Here is a 14,384-nt window from a genome sequence, read left to right on the forward strand (position 1 = left end):
TGGATTGATTTTGCGCTGGAGGCGATTGCGTAGGTCTTTTCCTTCTCATTTGTAGCCTGCCTCTGGTTTTTCCCTATGGGGAGATTTGCCCGCGACAAGTCAGTCGTTGGCGTTTAGTGTTCAAGACACATTTCGCAAACAGCGGCCATCTTGATGATCAAGGGAATGACGCATCGGCTGAGGCTGGACGGCTATTTCGGCGTGATGGCCTGGGTGCTCGCGGCGCTGTTGTTCATCAATCGACTGAGCAGCATGGTCAAGTTGTTCATGGCGCTGTACCTGCGTCAGGAACTGGGGCTGGCTATTGAAACCGTAGGCTGGCTGTTGTCAGCCTATGGCGCTGGATTGCTGATCGGCTCGATGCTCGGTGGTTTGCTCAGTGACCATGTGCGCACGGCACGGCTCACCGCGGCGCTGTTCTTTGTGTCGATCTGGGTTCTGATCCTGCTCGGGCTGGTCACGCAGGTTCCGCTGCTGGCCGGGTTGCTGTTGCTCAGTGGGGCCGTCGACGGGGCGATCCGTACGCTGCATCAGCGGTTGATCATGGAGTATTGCGAGGTTGCGCAGCGTTCCCGGGCACAGGCCTTGAGCCGGGTCGCCCGGAACCTCGGAATGGCCGTTGCCGGGGTGGCGGGCGGCGTTTTGGCGCAGACCGATTTTCGCTGGGTGTTCTTCGCCAGCGCAGCCATGACCCTGTTGGCCTTGCTCTGGTTTGTCCGCACGACATGGCGCCGACCGGTGCTGGTGCCTGATGAGAAACCTGACACCGGCTCAGGCTCATGCGTGCCGTATCGCGACAAACCCTTTCTCTGGTTATTGGCGACGACGGTCTTGCTCGGGATGGCATTCGACACTGTCTACAGCACGCTGGGTAACTACCTGCGTGATTACTATCGCCTGAGCACCGAAGCTATCGGCTGGCAGTTCGCATTGAATGCCGTATTGGTGGTGTCGTTACAGATTCCGTTGACCCATTGGGGCGAACGCTGGGGTACGCGTCGCCAACTGATGGCGGGCAGTCTGTTGCTGGCCTGTGGGCTCGGTATGTTGCCGTTGGGTTCCGGGCTGTTCTATGCCTGTCTGTCGACGGTGGTCTGGACATTGGGCGAGGCGCTGTTCATGCCGCCGCTGAATGCACTGGTCATGCAGCATGCGCAACGTGGAAAAAGCGGACAGTACTTTGGCGTGTTTTTTATGAGCTGGAGTGCGAGCGCGCTGTTGTCGCCGATGCTTGGCGGTCAGTTGTACGGCCACTTTGGCGGGCACAGTGTGTGGCTGGTCAGTGCGGCACTGGCGCTGCTGTCCATACCCATGATTTATCAGGCTACCCGCCCTCGCGCTCCAGACAAGCTTGAGGGGCAGCCCCGCCGGACTGTTTCGCTTAGTTGATCCGGCTATTGGGTATATTTGAAACCGGTCTTTCTACTGAGCGCATTTCTGCTCGCTCGTCAGCGTCCAATCTGGAGAACCCGGCTGATCGGAACTAGATTTCACTCAGCGCCAGACAGGCACTCCACGAAAGGAAGGAATCGGCTATGAACAGGTTGTTTCGCGTTTTTCTGCTGTTGAAGGTGTTGGTGATGCTATCGCTCGGGACGTCGACGGCGTGGGCCGAGTGCATCGATCACGGGGAGCAGGCTTCGAGCGGGCAAGCGGGATACGCGGGGTTGATGCTCGCCAAATCCGAATCGGAACCGGGAGATCTGGGGCAGGGTGGTGCTGACAACGACGATGACTCGACCACCGACGAGCCGGACTCCGATGAAGAAGGCGACAGCCAGACGTAATCGCTCGATGGCGAGCATGACTGATAGGCAATAGAGGTAGAAGGGGGTTCTGTTACAACTCCAACCCTGTGGGAGCGGGCTTGCTCGCGAAGGTGTCATGCCAGTCAGTATCAATGTCGACTGACAGACCGCTTTCGCGAGCAAGCCCGCTCCCACTGTTTTTATGCCGCGCCGTCGAGAACGGGTCAGGCCTGGAGCCCGTAGACTACCGGGCCGCGACTCCCCATTTCGATGAAAGCCTCGCCGCCAACGATAATGCGAGCACCGCTCTGGACCTTCACATCCCACGGCAATCCTCCAGAAGGACCAAAAGAAACCCACCCGGACCCAGTCCCGCCGAAGTGGGTGTCATAGTCTCCAGTGGGCAGCAACCTGCCAGCGATAATATGGAGTGCCCGGTTGTAACCGACCACGACCATCTTGCCATCCGGTTGCGGGGCCAGGGATCGCCAGAATGTTCCAGGACCGGCGTTGGTGAATACAGGAAGTCCGCCATTCCACTCCTTATCGGGGTGACCGTCTGCGGTAAACCTCATCGCCATGCCCATGCTCTCCTGGAGACCGCCGGCACATACCAGCTTGCCATCAGCCTGTGCGATGAGTTGACTCATTTTGAGTGAGCCATCCGTTGTTGCCAGGAAAGCAAAACCATCGACACCAAATTGTTTATCGACGTGCCCCTGCAGGTCGTAACGTGCAAGAACGAGCTGACCGGACACAGTGGTTCCGCCAACAACGATTTTTCCCTCTTGAATCACAACGCTGCAAAGCCGGATGAAGTCGCCCCCGGTTTCGATCTCGACAAAACCGTTATTGCCGAAACCGGTATCGAGTTCGCCGTTACTGTGCAGGCGAACCAGCAGTGACCCTTCGGACTCACTGATGAAATAGCTGAACGCCACAAGTATTTTTCCATCCCCCTGCAGGCAACCGTCGATCAATGCCACTTGGGAATAATCATGCTGTGCTACAGGAATCACGACACTGCCGAAGTTCAGGTCAGGGCTACCGTTGGCATGAAAGCGCCTCAGTGCTGCCCGCCCAATGCCGTCGGGTTCTCGGGTATCACCGATCACCAGGATCTTGCGATCCTCTTGCAGTAGCAAACGCGACGGACTTGCCTTTTTACCGCTGACAAACTGCCACTCACCTGTGTTCCCGTCATTGCCAAACGCCTTGTCCTTGATGCCGTCAGAATCGGTGCGATACACAGTGAAACTTTCCCCCTGCCGAGTGGCGTAGGTCAATTCACCTTCAGCCGATAACACAATGGCCCTGACCGAGCCCGCCAGAAAGTCAGGCCTGATCTGTCCAGACACACCAAATTCCGGGTCCAGTTGACCCGCGTCCAGCAGGATTACGTCTATTGCTTGAGTGCCCATGAGGCTTCACCTGTCCTTATAGTTTTTGAATGACTCACCGACAGGATTCAAACAAAACGGCCGAGCGTTCGAAGCTCTCAGGACTGACAGGTGTGCTTCTGCAAAACAGCGACGCTCAATCACCACTCGACAGGCAAAAGAAAAACCCCTCCTGTATCGATTGATGCGCAATCGAATGAGAAGGGGTTTGGTTGACTCAAGCGCGCCCCAATGACCGAGGCGTTTTTTTATGCCGCGCCGTCGAGGAATTGCTCGGCGTAGTGGCAAGCCACCTGGCGATTGTCGAGCAAGCGCAGGGCCGGCTCTTCAGTGCTGCAACGCGCGGTGGCGTACGGGCAGCGCTTGTGGAAGGCGCAGCCCGGTGGTGGGTTCAGCGGGTTGGGCAACTCGCCGACGATCTTGATTTTCGGCTTGTCCGGATCCGGGTGGATGGCTGGCGTCGCCGACAACAGTGCCTGGGTGTAGGGGTGCAGGGGACGGGAGTAGATGTCCTCCTTCGTGCCCATTTCCACCGGGCGACCCAGGTACATCACCATCACATGGTCGGCCACGTGGCGAACCACCGCCAGGTTGTGAGAGATGAACACGTAGGCGGTGTTGAACTCTTGCTGCAGATCCATGAACAGGTTGAGCACCTGTGCCTGAATCGACACGTCCAGCGCCGAGGTCGGTTCGTCTGCCACCAGCACTTTGGGTTGCAGCATCATCGCGCGAGCCAGGGCGATCCGCTGGCGCTGACCACCGGAAAACATGTGCGGATAACGCTGGTAGTGCTCGGGACGCAAGCCCACCTGCTTCATCATCGCCTGGACTTTCTCACGACGTTCCGCAGCGCTCAGGTTGGTGTTGATCAACAGTGGCTCGGCCAACTGATCACCGACCTTCTGCCGTGGGTTCAACGAGGCGTACGGGCTCTGGAACACCATCTGCACGTCTTTGCGCAGTTGCTTGCGCTGGGCCTTGTCGGCGCCCGCCACTTCCTGGCCGGCGATTTTCAAGGAGCCGGAGGACGGCTCTTCGATCAGGGTCAGGGCACGGGCCAGGGTGGATTTGCCGCAACCGGATTCACCGACGACAGCGAGGGTCTTGCCGGCTTCCAGTTCGAACGACACGCCGTTGAGGGCGCGCACGGTGGCGTGACCCTTGAACAGGCCTCGGGACACCTCGTAGTGACGGGTCAGGTCGCGGGCGGTAAGAACGACGGCCATTACGCCACCTCCTGGTTCAGCGGGTAGAAGCAGCGAGCGAGGCTGTTGCTTTTCTGGTCAAGGGCCGGACGTTGTTGACGGCAGTTGTCTTTCACGTACGGGCAGCGTGGCGACAGCAGGCAACCCTGCGGACGGTCGTAGCGACCGGGAACGATGCCCGGCAGCGTCGACAGGCGCGAGGCCCCCAGGCTGTGTTCCGGAATCGCCTTGAGCAGCGCTTCGCTGTACGGGTGTGCCGGAATATCGAACAGTTGCGGCACCTGACCGACTTCGACCGCCTGGCCGGCGTACATCACGCACACGCGCTGGGCGGTTTCGGCCACGACCGCGAGGTCGTGGGTGATCAGCACCAGACCCATGTTCTGCTCTTTCTGCAGCGCCAGCAGCAGGTCCATGATCTGCGCCTGAATCGTCACGTCGAGTGCTGTGGTCGGTTCGTCGGCGATCAGCAGTTTCGGTTCGCCGGCAATCGCCATGGCAATCGCGACACGCTGGCTCATACCGCCGGACAATTGATGCGGGTAGGCGTCCATACGACTGGCTGCACCCGGGATTTCAACTTTTTCCAGCAGTTCGATGGCACGCTTGCGGGCCGCCTTGCTGGACATTTTCAGGTGCAGGCGCAGCACTTCTTCGATCTGGAAACCGACGGTGTAGCTCGGGTTCAGCGCGGTCATCGGATCCTGGAAGACCATGGACAGGTCTTTGCCGACAATCTGTCGACGCTGGCGATTGTTCAGCTTGAGCATGTCCTTGCCGTCAAAGCTGAGCGAGTCGGCGGTAACGATGCCGGGGTGCTCGATCAGGCCCATCAGCGCCATCATGGTCACGGACTTGCCGGAACCGGACTCGCCAACGATGGCCAGCACTTCGCCCTTGTCCACTTTCAGGTCGAGGCCGTCGACCACTGGCGTGGCGTTCTTGTCGCCGAAGCGAACGTTGAGATTCTTGATTTCTAACAGTGACATGGGAATCTCCTCAGGCGGCGTTCTTGAGTTTCGGGTCCAGCGCGTCGCGCAGGCCGTCACCCATCAAGTTGATTGCCAGCACGCTGAGCAAAATGGTCAAACCAGGCAGGCTCACCACCCACCAGGCGCGTTCGATGTAGTCGCGGGCCGAAGCCAGCATGGTGCCCCACTCAGGGGTTGGCGGTTGTACGCCAAGGCCGAGGAAGCCCAGTGCGGCGGCATCGAGGATCGCCGAAGAGAAACTCAGGGTGGCCTGAACGATCAGCGGCGCCATGCAGTTGGGCAGCACGGTGACGAACATCAGGCGTGGCAGGCCGGCACCGGCCAGGCGCGCAGCGGTCACGTAGTCGCGGTTCAGCTCGCCCATCACCGCAGCGCGGGTCAGGCGAACGTAGGACGGCAGGGATACCACGGCGATAGCGATCACGGTGTTGATCAGGCCAGGGCCGAGGATGGCGACGATCGCCACGGCCAGCAGCAGGGACGGCAGGGCCAGCATGATGTCCATCAGGCGCATGATGGTCGGGCCGAGCACGCGCGGGAAGAACCCGGCGAACAGACCCAGCAGAATCCCCGGGATCAGCGACATGACAACCGACGACAAGCCGATCAGCAGCGACAGGCGCGAGCCAGTGATCAGGCGCGACAGCAGGTCGCGGCCCAGTTCATCGGTGCCGAGCAGGAACTGCAGTTGCCCACCTTCCAGCCAGGCAGGCGGAGTCAGCAGGAAATCGCGGTACTGCTCGCTTGGGTCGTGGGGGGCGACCCACGGGGCGAAGATGGCGCAGAAAATCACCAGCAGCATGAACATCAGGCCGGCGACGGCGCCTTTGTTCTTGGAGAACGCTTGCCAGAATTCTTTGTACGGAGACGGGTACAGCAGGCTTTGATCGACTGCTACCGATGGAATTGGAGTGGTCATGGTCATGATCTCAGCGCTGATGACGGATGCGTGGGTTGGCAAAGCCGTAGAGAATGTCCACTACGAAGTTGACCAGAATCACCAGGCAGGCGATTAACAGGATGCCGTTTTGCACGACGGGATAGTCCCGGGCGCCAATGGCTTCGATCAGCCATTTGCCGATGCCGGGCCACGAGAAGATGGTTTCGGTCAGGACCGCACCGGCCAGCAGAGTGCCGACTTGCAGGCCGACCACGGTCAGTACCGGAATCAGCGCGTTACGCAGACCGTGCACGAACACCACGCGCGACGGCGAAAGGCCCTTGGCCTTGGCGGTACGGATGTAGTCTTCACGCAGTACTTCGAGCATCGAGGAGCGGGTCATCCGCGCGATCACCGCCAGCGGGATGGTACCCAGCACAATGGCCGGCAGGATCAGGTGGTGCAGGGCGTCGAAGAAGGCGTCCGGCTCGTTGGCCAGCAGCGTATCGATCAGCATGAAGCCGGTGCGTGGCTCGATGTCGTAGAGCAGGTCGATCCTTCCGGACACCGGGGTCCAGCCCAGGCTCACCGAGAAGAACATGATCAGGATCAGGCCCCACCAGAAGATCGGCATCGAGTATCCCGCCAGGGAGATACCCATCACCCCATGGTCGAACAGGGATCCTCGCTTGAGTGCCGCGATCACCCCGGCCAGAAGGCCCAGGATGCCGGCGAACAACAGGGCGGCCATGGATAGCTCCAGGGTCGCGGGGAACAGGGAAGTGAATTCGTTCCAGACGCTTTCACGGGTACGCAGGGATTCTCCGAGGTCGCCGTGGGCCAGTTTGCCGATGTAATCCAGGTACTGGGCATACAGGGGTTTGTTCAGACCTAGGCGTTCCATTGCCTGAGCGTGCATTTCCGGGTCGACTCTGCGTTCGCCCATCATGACTTCCACGGGGTCGCCAGGGATCATGCGAATCAACGCGAATGTCAGCAAGGTGATGCCGAAAAACGTGGGGATCAGTAACCCCAGTCGGCGGGCAATAAAACTAAACATCGTAAGGTGTACCTCATCAGCCGGTTAGGCGTGCCCGGCATCCCTGCGTCAGGAATGCCGGGAGTTTTCTTATCTACTTCACCTGGGTGGTGGCGAAGTTGTTCGTGGTGAGGGGGCTAATGTGATAGCCCTCTACGTTGTTGCGCATCGCGGTAAACATTCTAGTGTGCGCCATGCTGATCCATGGCTGGTCCTGGTTAAAAATAACCTGGGCCTGCTCGTAGAGCGCTGCACGTTCGGCCGGATCGGTTTTTTCCCGGGCCTGGTCGATCAGCGCCTGGAATTTGTCATTGCACCAGCGCGCGTAGTTTTCTCCGTTCTTGGCCGCTTCACAACTGAGCATAGGCGTAAGGAAGTTATCGGGGTCGCCGTTATCGCCCGCCCATCCGGCGGAAACCATGTCGTGCTCGCCGTTTTTGGCGCGTTTGAGCATCTCACCCCATTCCATCACGCGGATGTCGATCTTGATCCCGACCTTGGCCAGGTCGGCTTGCATCATCTGCGCGCCGAGCATCGGGTTCGGGTTGGTCGGACCGCCACCGTTGCGGGTGAACAGGGTGAAGGTGGTGCCTTCCGGTACGCCGGCTTCCTTGAGCAAGGCGCGCGCCTTGTCCAGGTCACGGGCCGGGTTCTTCAGGTCGTGGTTGTAGCCCAGCAGGGTGTCCGGGTACGGGTTGACCCCGGCCGTTGCATTGCCCTTGCCGAACAACGCATTGACGTACGCCTCTTTGTCGAAGGCGATGTCGATGGCTTTACGCACCCGCACATCACTCATGTACTTGTGCGTGGTGTTCATGGCGATGTAGGAAACGGTCATCGCGTTCAGTTCGTCGACCTTCAGGTTCGAGTCTTTCTTGATGCTCGGGATGTCATCCGGTTTCGGATACAGCGCAACCTGGCACTCGTTGGCCTTGAGCTTCTGCAGGCGTACGTTGTTGTCGGTGGCGATGGCCAGGATCAGCGCATCGGCCGGTGGCTTGCCACGGAAGTAATCCGGGTTGGCCTTGAAGCGAACCTGGGCGTCCTTGTTGTAGCGCTGGAAGACGAACGGGCCGGTGCCGACTGGCTTGTTGTTCAGGTCGCCGGCCTTGTTGGCCTTGAGCAACTGATCGGCGTACTCGGCGGAGTAGATCGACGAGAAGGCCATGGCGATGTCGGCCAGGAACGGCGCTTCGCGACGGGTCAGGGTGAACTTGACCGTGTTGTCGTCGACTTTCTCGACGCTTTTGAGCAGCTCCTTGAAGCCCATGCTTTCAAAGTACGGGAAGCCCACGCTCGACAGTTTGTGCCACGGATGATTCGGGTCCAGCTGGCGCTGGAAGCTCCAGACCACGTCGTCGGCATTCATGTCGCGGGTCGGCTTGAAGTATTCGGTGGTGTGGAACTTGACGCCTTTGCGCAGATGGAACGTATAGCTCAGGCCGTCTTCACTGATGTCCCAGGAGTCGGCCAGTGCCGGAATCACTTCAGTGGTGCCGGGCTTGAAGTCCGCCAGGCGATTGAAGATGGTTTCGGCCACGGCATCGGCGGTGACTGCAGTGGTGTACTGGACCATGTCGAAGCCTTCAGGGCTGGCTTCGGTGCAAACCACCAGGGGCTTGGCCGAAACGCCGACAGCGACACTGAGCAAAGCAGCCGCGATGGCCGCACGTAGGGGAAGCATTTTCATCAAGAACCCTCTGCAATCAGTTAAAGGACTAAAACCCAACGGCCGATTCGTCATTGAATCAGCCGTCAGGCCCGCGCATTACAGGATATTGAACGGAACCGTGGTCACGAGACGGAACTCGTTGATGCTGCCGTCAGCCTGGTTTTCGCTGGCACGGTGAGCGGTGTAGGTACCGCGGATCGTGGTGGCCTTGAGTGGGCCGCTCTGCACGGCGTAGGTCGCGCCGATGCCGTATTCATAGTGGTGTTCGCCATCCTGGGACTGGATGCCGTCGTAACCCTTGCCTGGCACGCCGCCGTTGCCGGTGTAGTGAGTGCCGTCGATACCCCAGCCGCGCGCCTGGTAGATGTTGAACTTCAGGCCTGGCACGCCGTATTCGGCCATGTTCAGACCGTAGGCAACCTGGAACGATTTTTCGTTCGGGCCGTTGAAGTCCGACAGCAGGGAGTTGGCCAGGTAGATACCGTTGGTTTCGTGCAGGTAGTCGAAATACTCGTTGCCGTTCACTTCCTGGTACGAGAGGGTCAGGGTGTGGGCCTGGTGGGTCAGGCCGAACGACAGGGAATAGGTGTCGTTGTCGATAGTGCCGATCAGGGCCTTACCGGTGTCCTGGGTTTTGTAGTAGTTCAGGCCGGTGGTCAGGCTCAGTACCTGGCTGTCGCCCAGAACGTGGGAAGCGCCGAAGTAGTACTGGTTCCAGATGTCTTCCGCCTGGGTCGCCCAGAGGCTGGTGGTCAGGCTGGCAAATGGGGTGTAGGTCAGGCCGCCGGTGTAGACGTGATCGGTCTCGACGATGCCGTTGGCGTATTCGGTGCGGAATTTGCGCTGGCTTTCTTCGGTACGCGGTGAGTTGCGGTCGAAGGTGGCCAGGTCGAAGGCCAGGTTGTTCAGCTCTTCGCTGTGGATGGCCACACCTTCGAAACTCGAAGGCAGTGCGCGGTTACCGATCACGTCGACCATCGGGCTGCTGAAGTTCATGCGGCCGGCGGTCAGGGTGGTGTTGGAGACACGGGCCTTGACGTTGGCCAGGCCCAGTTTGCTCCACTGGCCTTGAGCGTCGCCGCCTTCTTTGGTCAGGGTCCGGTTGTTGCCTGCGCTTGGACGAGTGCCCGGTGCGCCACCGTTGCCGGATGCCAGGTCTTTACGATCCTGGTCAAGTGCGATGGCGTTGTAAGCCGCCACTTCGGTGCTGAAACCGACAGTCCCTTCGGTGAAACCGGAGTTGTATTTGACGATGGTGCCCTGGACCCAGTTGATACGACGATCGGTATCGGTCAGCGTGCCGTGATCGTTGTATTTGAATTTTGCACCACGTTTCAGTTGTTCATTGGCGTACCAGTTACGCGTGGTGCCGGTGATCGACTGGCCTTCGACAAAACCGGTGGCTTCACTTTGGGCATTCTTCTCGTTCACGGTGACCGGGGTGAAAGCCTGGCTTTGGGTTTCTGCGTAAGCCGTGGCGGTTACGCTGCTGATGGCCAGGGCCAATAACGCGGTGCTGCTCAGTTTCATGGGTAAAGCTCCTTACTTTCTTTTTTTATACCGGTCTTTTTTTGTGATCCGGCTATTGGTTTAGAACTCATTCACGGCATCGCAAACGTTTGCTGTCGGCCAAATTGGCAAAAGACGGCAAAGCGTCTGCGTGAGGGCGGAAAATCCGCCCCCCTGCATTTCTGGCTAATCGGTTATTTTTCTATGCTGACACCCGAGAACACATTGCGGCCGAACGGGCTCACTTTGAACCCTTCGATTTTGGCGCTCAGCGGCTGGTTGACCGTTGAGTGGGCGACTGGCGTGATCGGCACCTGCTGCTTGAGGTACTGCTGCGCCTGTTTGTAGAGCAGGGTGCGCTGGTCTCGGTCGGTGACGACCTTGGCCTGCTTGATCAGCTTGTCGTAGGCAGGATCACACCACATCGAGTAGTTGTTGCCGCCAATGGCGTCGCAGCTGTAGAGCGTGCCCAGCCAGTTGTCCGGATCCCCGTTGTCACCGGTCCAGCCGATCAGGCTGATGTCGTGCTCGCCATTTTTGGTGCGCTTGATGTACTCGCCCCACTCATAGCTGACGATCTTGACCTTGAGACCAATCTTCGCCCAGTCAGCCTGGAGCATTTCGGCCATCAACTTGGCGTTGGGGTTGTACGGACGCTGGACCGGCATGGCCCAGAGGGTGATTTCAGTGCCTTCCTTGACGCCGGCAGCCTTGAGCAATTCCCTGGCTTTCTCCGGGTTGTAGGCGGCGTCCTTGATCGTGTCGTCGTAGGACCATTGGGTCGGCGGCATGGCGTTGACCGCCAGTTGTCCCGCGCCCTGGTAAACGGCATTGAGAATGCCCTGCTTGTTTACTGCCATGTCCAGCGCCTGACGTACTTCAAGTTGGTCGAACGGTTTGTGGCGCACGTTGTAGGCGATGTAGCCGAGGTTGAAGCCAGGCTTCTCGATCAGTTGCAGGGCCGGGTCGTTCTTCAGTGCGGGCACATCGGCAGGGCGCGGGTGCAGGGTGATCTGGCACTCGCCGGCCTTGAGTTTCTGCACGCGCACCGAAGCGTCGGTGTTGATGGCGAAAATCAGGTTGTCGAGCTTGACCCGGCTCGGGTCCCAGTAATGCTTATTGCCGGTGTAACGGATGTTCGAGTCTTTCTGATAGCTCTTGAACACGAACGGCCCGGTGCCGACCGGCTTCTGGTTGATGTCGCTCGGCTTGCCTTCGGCCAACAGCTTGTCGGCGTATTCGGCCGACAGGATGGCGGCGAAGCTCATGGCGATGTTCTGGATGAACGCGGCGTCCACGCTGTTGAGTGTAAAGACCACGGTCAGTGGCCCGGTCTTTTCGACCTTGGCGATGTTCTTGTTCAGGCTCATGCCGTTGAAGTACGGAAACTCTGTCGGATAAGCCTTACGGAATGGTTGTTGCGGATCGAGCATGCGATTGAAGGTGAACAGCACGTCGTCGGCGTTGAAGTCGCGGGTTGGCGTGAAGTATTTGGTGGTATGAAACTTCACCCCTTCGCGCAGGTGAAAGGTATATTTGAGGCCGTCCTCGGAGATGTCCCAGCTCGTGGCCAGGCCTGGTACGACGTTGGTCGCACCTTTTTCAAACTCTGCCAGCCGGTTGTACAGCGGTTCGGCAGCGTCGTTGTCGGTCGCGGTGGTGTACTGCGCCGTGTCGAAACCGGCGGGGCTGCCTTCGGAGCAGAATACCAGGCTGTTGTTGGCGGCCTGGCTGACGGAAGTGGCGGCCAACAGGCCGGTGCCCAGCAATGCGGATAAAACCAAGGTATGGCGCATAACGCTCCCTTCTCTCTCAAAGTGTTGTCAATGAGCCGTCGTCCCGTCCGCAGACGTAGAGGCATCACTGATTTCAAGCCATGCACGCAGCAATAACCGATGACCCACGCATGCACTGGTCGGATCCCGACGGTATGAGCCACGGGTCCGGCAGTAAATGCGTAGAGTCCTAAAGACTCGTAGGAAATGGCGACGCGTCCTCACCCGATGCTGTAGTCAGCTGCGGATTTGGATGTAGGCAAATTCCTGCTTGCTCGGTAGATAAAGCAACGGCGACGTCAGAAACGTCGCCGTTGCAAAACCTTATTTGCTGACGCTGACGCCGTAGAAGGAGTTCAAGCCAAATGGGCTGATCTTGAAGTCCTGCACGTTGGCGCGCATGGGTTGGAACACCGTCGAGTGAGCGATAGGTGTCATTGGGACTGCATCTTTGAGGACGTGTTGCGCCTGCTTGTACAGCTCGGTGCGCTTGGCCTGGTCGGAAGTGCGCTTGGCCTGCTTGACGATGTCGTCGAACTTCTTGTCGCACCACTTGGAGAAGTTGTTACCTTCCAGCGAGTCGCAGCCGAACAGCACGTTCAGCCAGTTGTCCGGATCACCATTGTCACCGCTCCAGCCAATCAGCATCGCCTGGTTCTCGCCACCTTTGGAGCGCTTGATGTACTCGCCCCACTCGTAGCTCTGGATCTTGACCTTGAGGCCGATCTTGGACCAGTCGGACTGCAGCATTTCTGCCATCAGTTTGGCGTTCGGGTTGTATGGACGCTGTACCGGCATCGCCCAGAGAACGATTTCGGTGCCATCTTTCACGCCAGCTTCCTTGAGCAGCTCTTTGGCTTTCTCAGGGTTGTACGGCGCATCCTTGATGGTGGTGTCGTAAGACCACTGGGTCGGTGGCATGGCGTTGACGGCCAGTTGGCCGGCGCCCTGGTACACGGAGTCGATGATCTGTTGCTTGTTGACCGCCATGTCCAGTGCCTGGCGAACTTTCAGCTCGGCCAGCGGGTTGGCATCGGTTTGACCCTTGACCTTGGGCATCACGTTGTAGGCGATGTAACCCAGGTTGAAGCCGGCCTGGTCAGGCAGTTTCAGGTCCTTGTCTTCTTTCAGCGCCTTCAGGTCGGCCGGACGAGGGAACAGGGTGACCTGGCACTCGTTCTTCTTCAGCTTCTGGATACGTACCGACGGGTCGGTGGTGATGGCGAAGATCAGGTTGTCGATCTTCACGTCGTCAGGCTTCCAGTAGTCCTTGTTCCCGGTGTAGCGGATGTTGGAGTCTTTCTGGTAGCTCTTGAACACGAACGGGCCGGTGCCCACCGGTTTCTGGTTGATGTCGGCGGCCTTGCCTTCCTTGAGCAGCTGGGCGGCGTACTCGGCGGACTGGATCGAGGCGAAGCTCATGGCCATGTTCTGGATGAACGCGGCATCAACGTCCTTGAGGGTGAACTTGACAGTTTTGTCGTCGACTTTATCGATCTTGGTGATGTTGGTGTCCATCCCCATGTCGGTGAAGTACGGGAATTCGGTCGGGTATGCTTTGCGGAACGGGTCATCCTTGTTAATCATGCGATTAAAGGTGAACAGCACGTCGTCGGCGTTGAACTCACGAGTCGGCTTGAAGTACGGGGTAGTGTGGAACTTCACACCTTCACGCAGGTGGAAGGTGTAGGTCAGGCCGTCATCGGAGACGTCCCAACTGGTCGCCAGACCTGGAATGACAGCGGTGCCGCCGCGCTCGAACTGGGTGAGGCGGTTGAACATGGTTTCTGCAGAGGCGTCGAAGTCGGTTCCGGTGGTGTATTGACCTGGATCGAAACCGGCCGGGCTCCCTTCGGAGCAGAACACCAGGTTAGTCGCAGCTTGAGCGAACGGTGCACTAGCCAACAGGCTGGCGCCGACTAAAAACGGAATGACCGCTTGTTTAAGCATGGTGGCCTCATGATTTGTTGTCATTTTTGGAATTAGAGGACGACCTCGTGAGTCGTGCCTGCGGATACTTATGCAGGGGCCATACCCAATGCAAGATCCAGAGTGACTACAAGCCTTAAACGGTGGCACGAACGTACCTTAATGTCGCATTTGTATAATTCCTGACGCATTTGACCGTTTGCGCGGCGTTTTTACGGTGCAAGTGACGCAC

At 58.8% G+C, this 14,384-nt stretch carries 11 protein-coding genes; 2 read left to right on the forward strand and 9 right to left on the reverse strand.

The window, feature by feature from the left end:
- Positions 1–153: 153 nt before the first annotated feature.
- The gene (locus KSS91_RS04525) at positions 154–1,389 is read left to right on the forward strand and encodes an MFS transporter (protein WP_015093466.1); all 1,236 of its coding nucleotides are present in this window, start codon (positions 154–156) and stop codon (positions 1,387–1,389) included.
- Between the two features lie 146 nt (positions 1,390–1,535).
- Positions 1,536–1,787 carry a hypothetical protein gene (locus KSS91_RS04530; protein ID WP_126049235.1) on the forward strand — a complete coding sequence of 84 codons (252 nt, stop codon included), beginning with the start codon at positions 1,536–1,538 and terminating at the stop codon, positions 1,785–1,787.
- A gap of 185 nt (positions 1,788–1,972) precedes the next feature.
- Here KSS91_RS04530 and KSS91_RS04535 read toward each other — a convergent pair whose 3' ends face one another.
- The 9 genes from KSS91_RS04535 to KSS91_RS04575 all read right to left on the reverse strand — a co-directional run bounded on the left by KSS91_RS04535 (position 1,973) and on the right by KSS91_RS04575 (position 14,173).
- Positions 1,973–3,169, reverse strand: a complete 1,197-nt coding sequence (locus KSS91_RS04535) for a hypothetical protein (RefSeq protein WP_217837183.1) — start codon at positions 3,167–3,169, stop codon at positions 1,973–1,975.
- Between the two features lie 227 nt (positions 3,170–3,396).
- Complete coding sequence (locus KSS91_RS04540; protein ID WP_007973052.1) at positions 3,397–4,377, reverse strand: peptide ABC transporter ATP-binding protein; 981 nt, start codon at positions 4,375–4,377, stop codon at positions 3,397–3,399.
- Positions 4,377–5,345 carry an ABC transporter ATP-binding protein gene (locus KSS91_RS04545; RefSeq protein WP_217837184.1) on the reverse strand — a complete coding sequence of 323 codons (969 nt, stop codon included), beginning with the start codon at positions 5,343–5,345 and terminating at the stop codon, positions 4,377–4,379. The genes KSS91_RS04540 and KSS91_RS04545 overlap by 1 nt, the downstream gene beginning before the upstream one ends.
- Positions 5,346–5,355: 10 nt before the next feature.
- Positions 5,356–6,267: an ABC transporter permease subunit gene (locus tag KSS91_RS04550; RefSeq protein WP_095965919.1), complete on the reverse strand. Its 912-nt coding sequence runs from the start codon at positions 6,265–6,267 to the stop codon at positions 5,356–5,358.
- A gap of 10 nt (positions 6,268–6,277) precedes the next feature.
- Complete coding sequence (locus KSS91_RS04555; protein WP_015093471.1) at positions 6,278–7,288, reverse strand: ABC transporter permease subunit; 1,011 nt, start codon at positions 7,286–7,288, stop codon at positions 6,278–6,280.
- Between the two features lie 73 nt (positions 7,289–7,361).
- Complete coding sequence (locus tag KSS91_RS04560) at positions 7,362–8,957, reverse strand: ABC transporter substrate-binding protein (protein WP_217837185.1); 1,596 nt, start codon at positions 8,955–8,957, stop codon at positions 7,362–7,364.
- A gap of 78 nt (positions 8,958–9,035) precedes the next feature.
- The gene (locus KSS91_RS04565; RefSeq protein WP_126049241.1) at positions 9,036–10,469 is read right to left on the reverse strand and encodes an OprD family porin; all 1,434 of its coding nucleotides are present in this window, start codon (positions 10,467–10,469) and stop codon (positions 9,036–9,038) included.
- Positions 10,470–10,642: 173 nt separating this feature from the next.
- A complete protein-coding gene (locus tag KSS91_RS04570; RefSeq protein WP_217837186.1) occupies positions 10,643–12,244 on the reverse strand; it encodes an ABC transporter substrate-binding protein in 1,602 nt (533 codons plus the stop codon).
- Positions 12,245–12,547: 303 nt separating this feature from the next.
- Positions 12,548–14,173, reverse strand: coding sequence for an ABC transporter substrate-binding protein (locus tag KSS91_RS04575; RefSeq protein WP_007973045.1), 1,626 nt, complete (start codon positions 14,171–14,173; stop codon positions 12,548–12,550).
- Positions 14,174–14,384 lie beyond the last annotated feature (211 nt).

The organism is Pseudomonas azerbaijanorientalis, from assembly GCF_019139795.1.
Classification (GTDB): Bacteria; Pseudomonadota; Gammaproteobacteria; order Pseudomonadales; family Pseudomonadaceae; genus Aquipseudomonas; species Aquipseudomonas laurylsulfatiphila.

Bases quoted from the DNA above. Each gene is read 5' to 3' on its own strand.
- KSS91_RS04555 (WP_015093471.1), bottom strand. From the start codon at position 7,288: ATGTTTAGTTTTATTGCCCGCCGACTGGGGTTACTGATCCCCACGTTT.
- KSS91_RS04525 (WP_015093466.1), top strand. From the start codon at position 154: ATGATCAAGGGAATGACGCATCGGCTGAGGCTGGACGGCTATTTCGGC.
- KSS91_RS04575 (WP_007973045.1), bottom strand. From the start codon at position 14,173: ATGCTTAAACAAGCGGTCATTCCGTTTTTAGTCGGCGCCAGCCTGTTG.
- KSS91_RS04570 (WP_217837186.1), bottom strand. From the start codon at position 12,244: ATGCGCCATACCTTGGTTTTATCCGCATTGCTGGGCACCGGCCTGTTG.
- KSS91_RS04530 (WP_126049235.1), top strand. From the start codon at position 1,536: ATGAACAGGTTGTTTCGCGTTTTTCTGCTGTTGAAGGTGTTGGTGATG.
- KSS91_RS04545 (WP_217837184.1), bottom strand. From the start codon at position 5,345: ATGTCACTGTTAGAAATCAAGAATCTCAACGTTCGCTTCGGCGACAAG.
- KSS91_RS04565 (WP_126049241.1), bottom strand. From the start codon at position 10,469: ATGAAACTGAGCAGCACCGCGTTATTGGCCCTGGCCATCAGCAGCGTA.
- KSS91_RS04540 (WP_007973052.1), bottom strand. From the start codon at position 4,377: ATGGCCGTCGTTCTTACCGCCCGCGACCTGACCCGTCACTACGAGGTG.
- KSS91_RS04535 (WP_217837183.1), bottom strand. From the start codon at position 3,169: ATGGGCACTCAAGCAATAGACGTAATCCTGCTGGACGCGGGTCAACTG.
- KSS91_RS04550 (WP_095965919.1), bottom strand. From the start codon at position 6,267: ATGACCACTCCAATTCCATCGGTAGCAGTCGATCAAAGCCTGCTGTAC.
- KSS91_RS04560 (WP_217837185.1), bottom strand. From the start codon at position 8,957: ATGAAAATGCTTCCCCTACGTGCGGCCATCGCGGCTGCTTTGCTCAGT.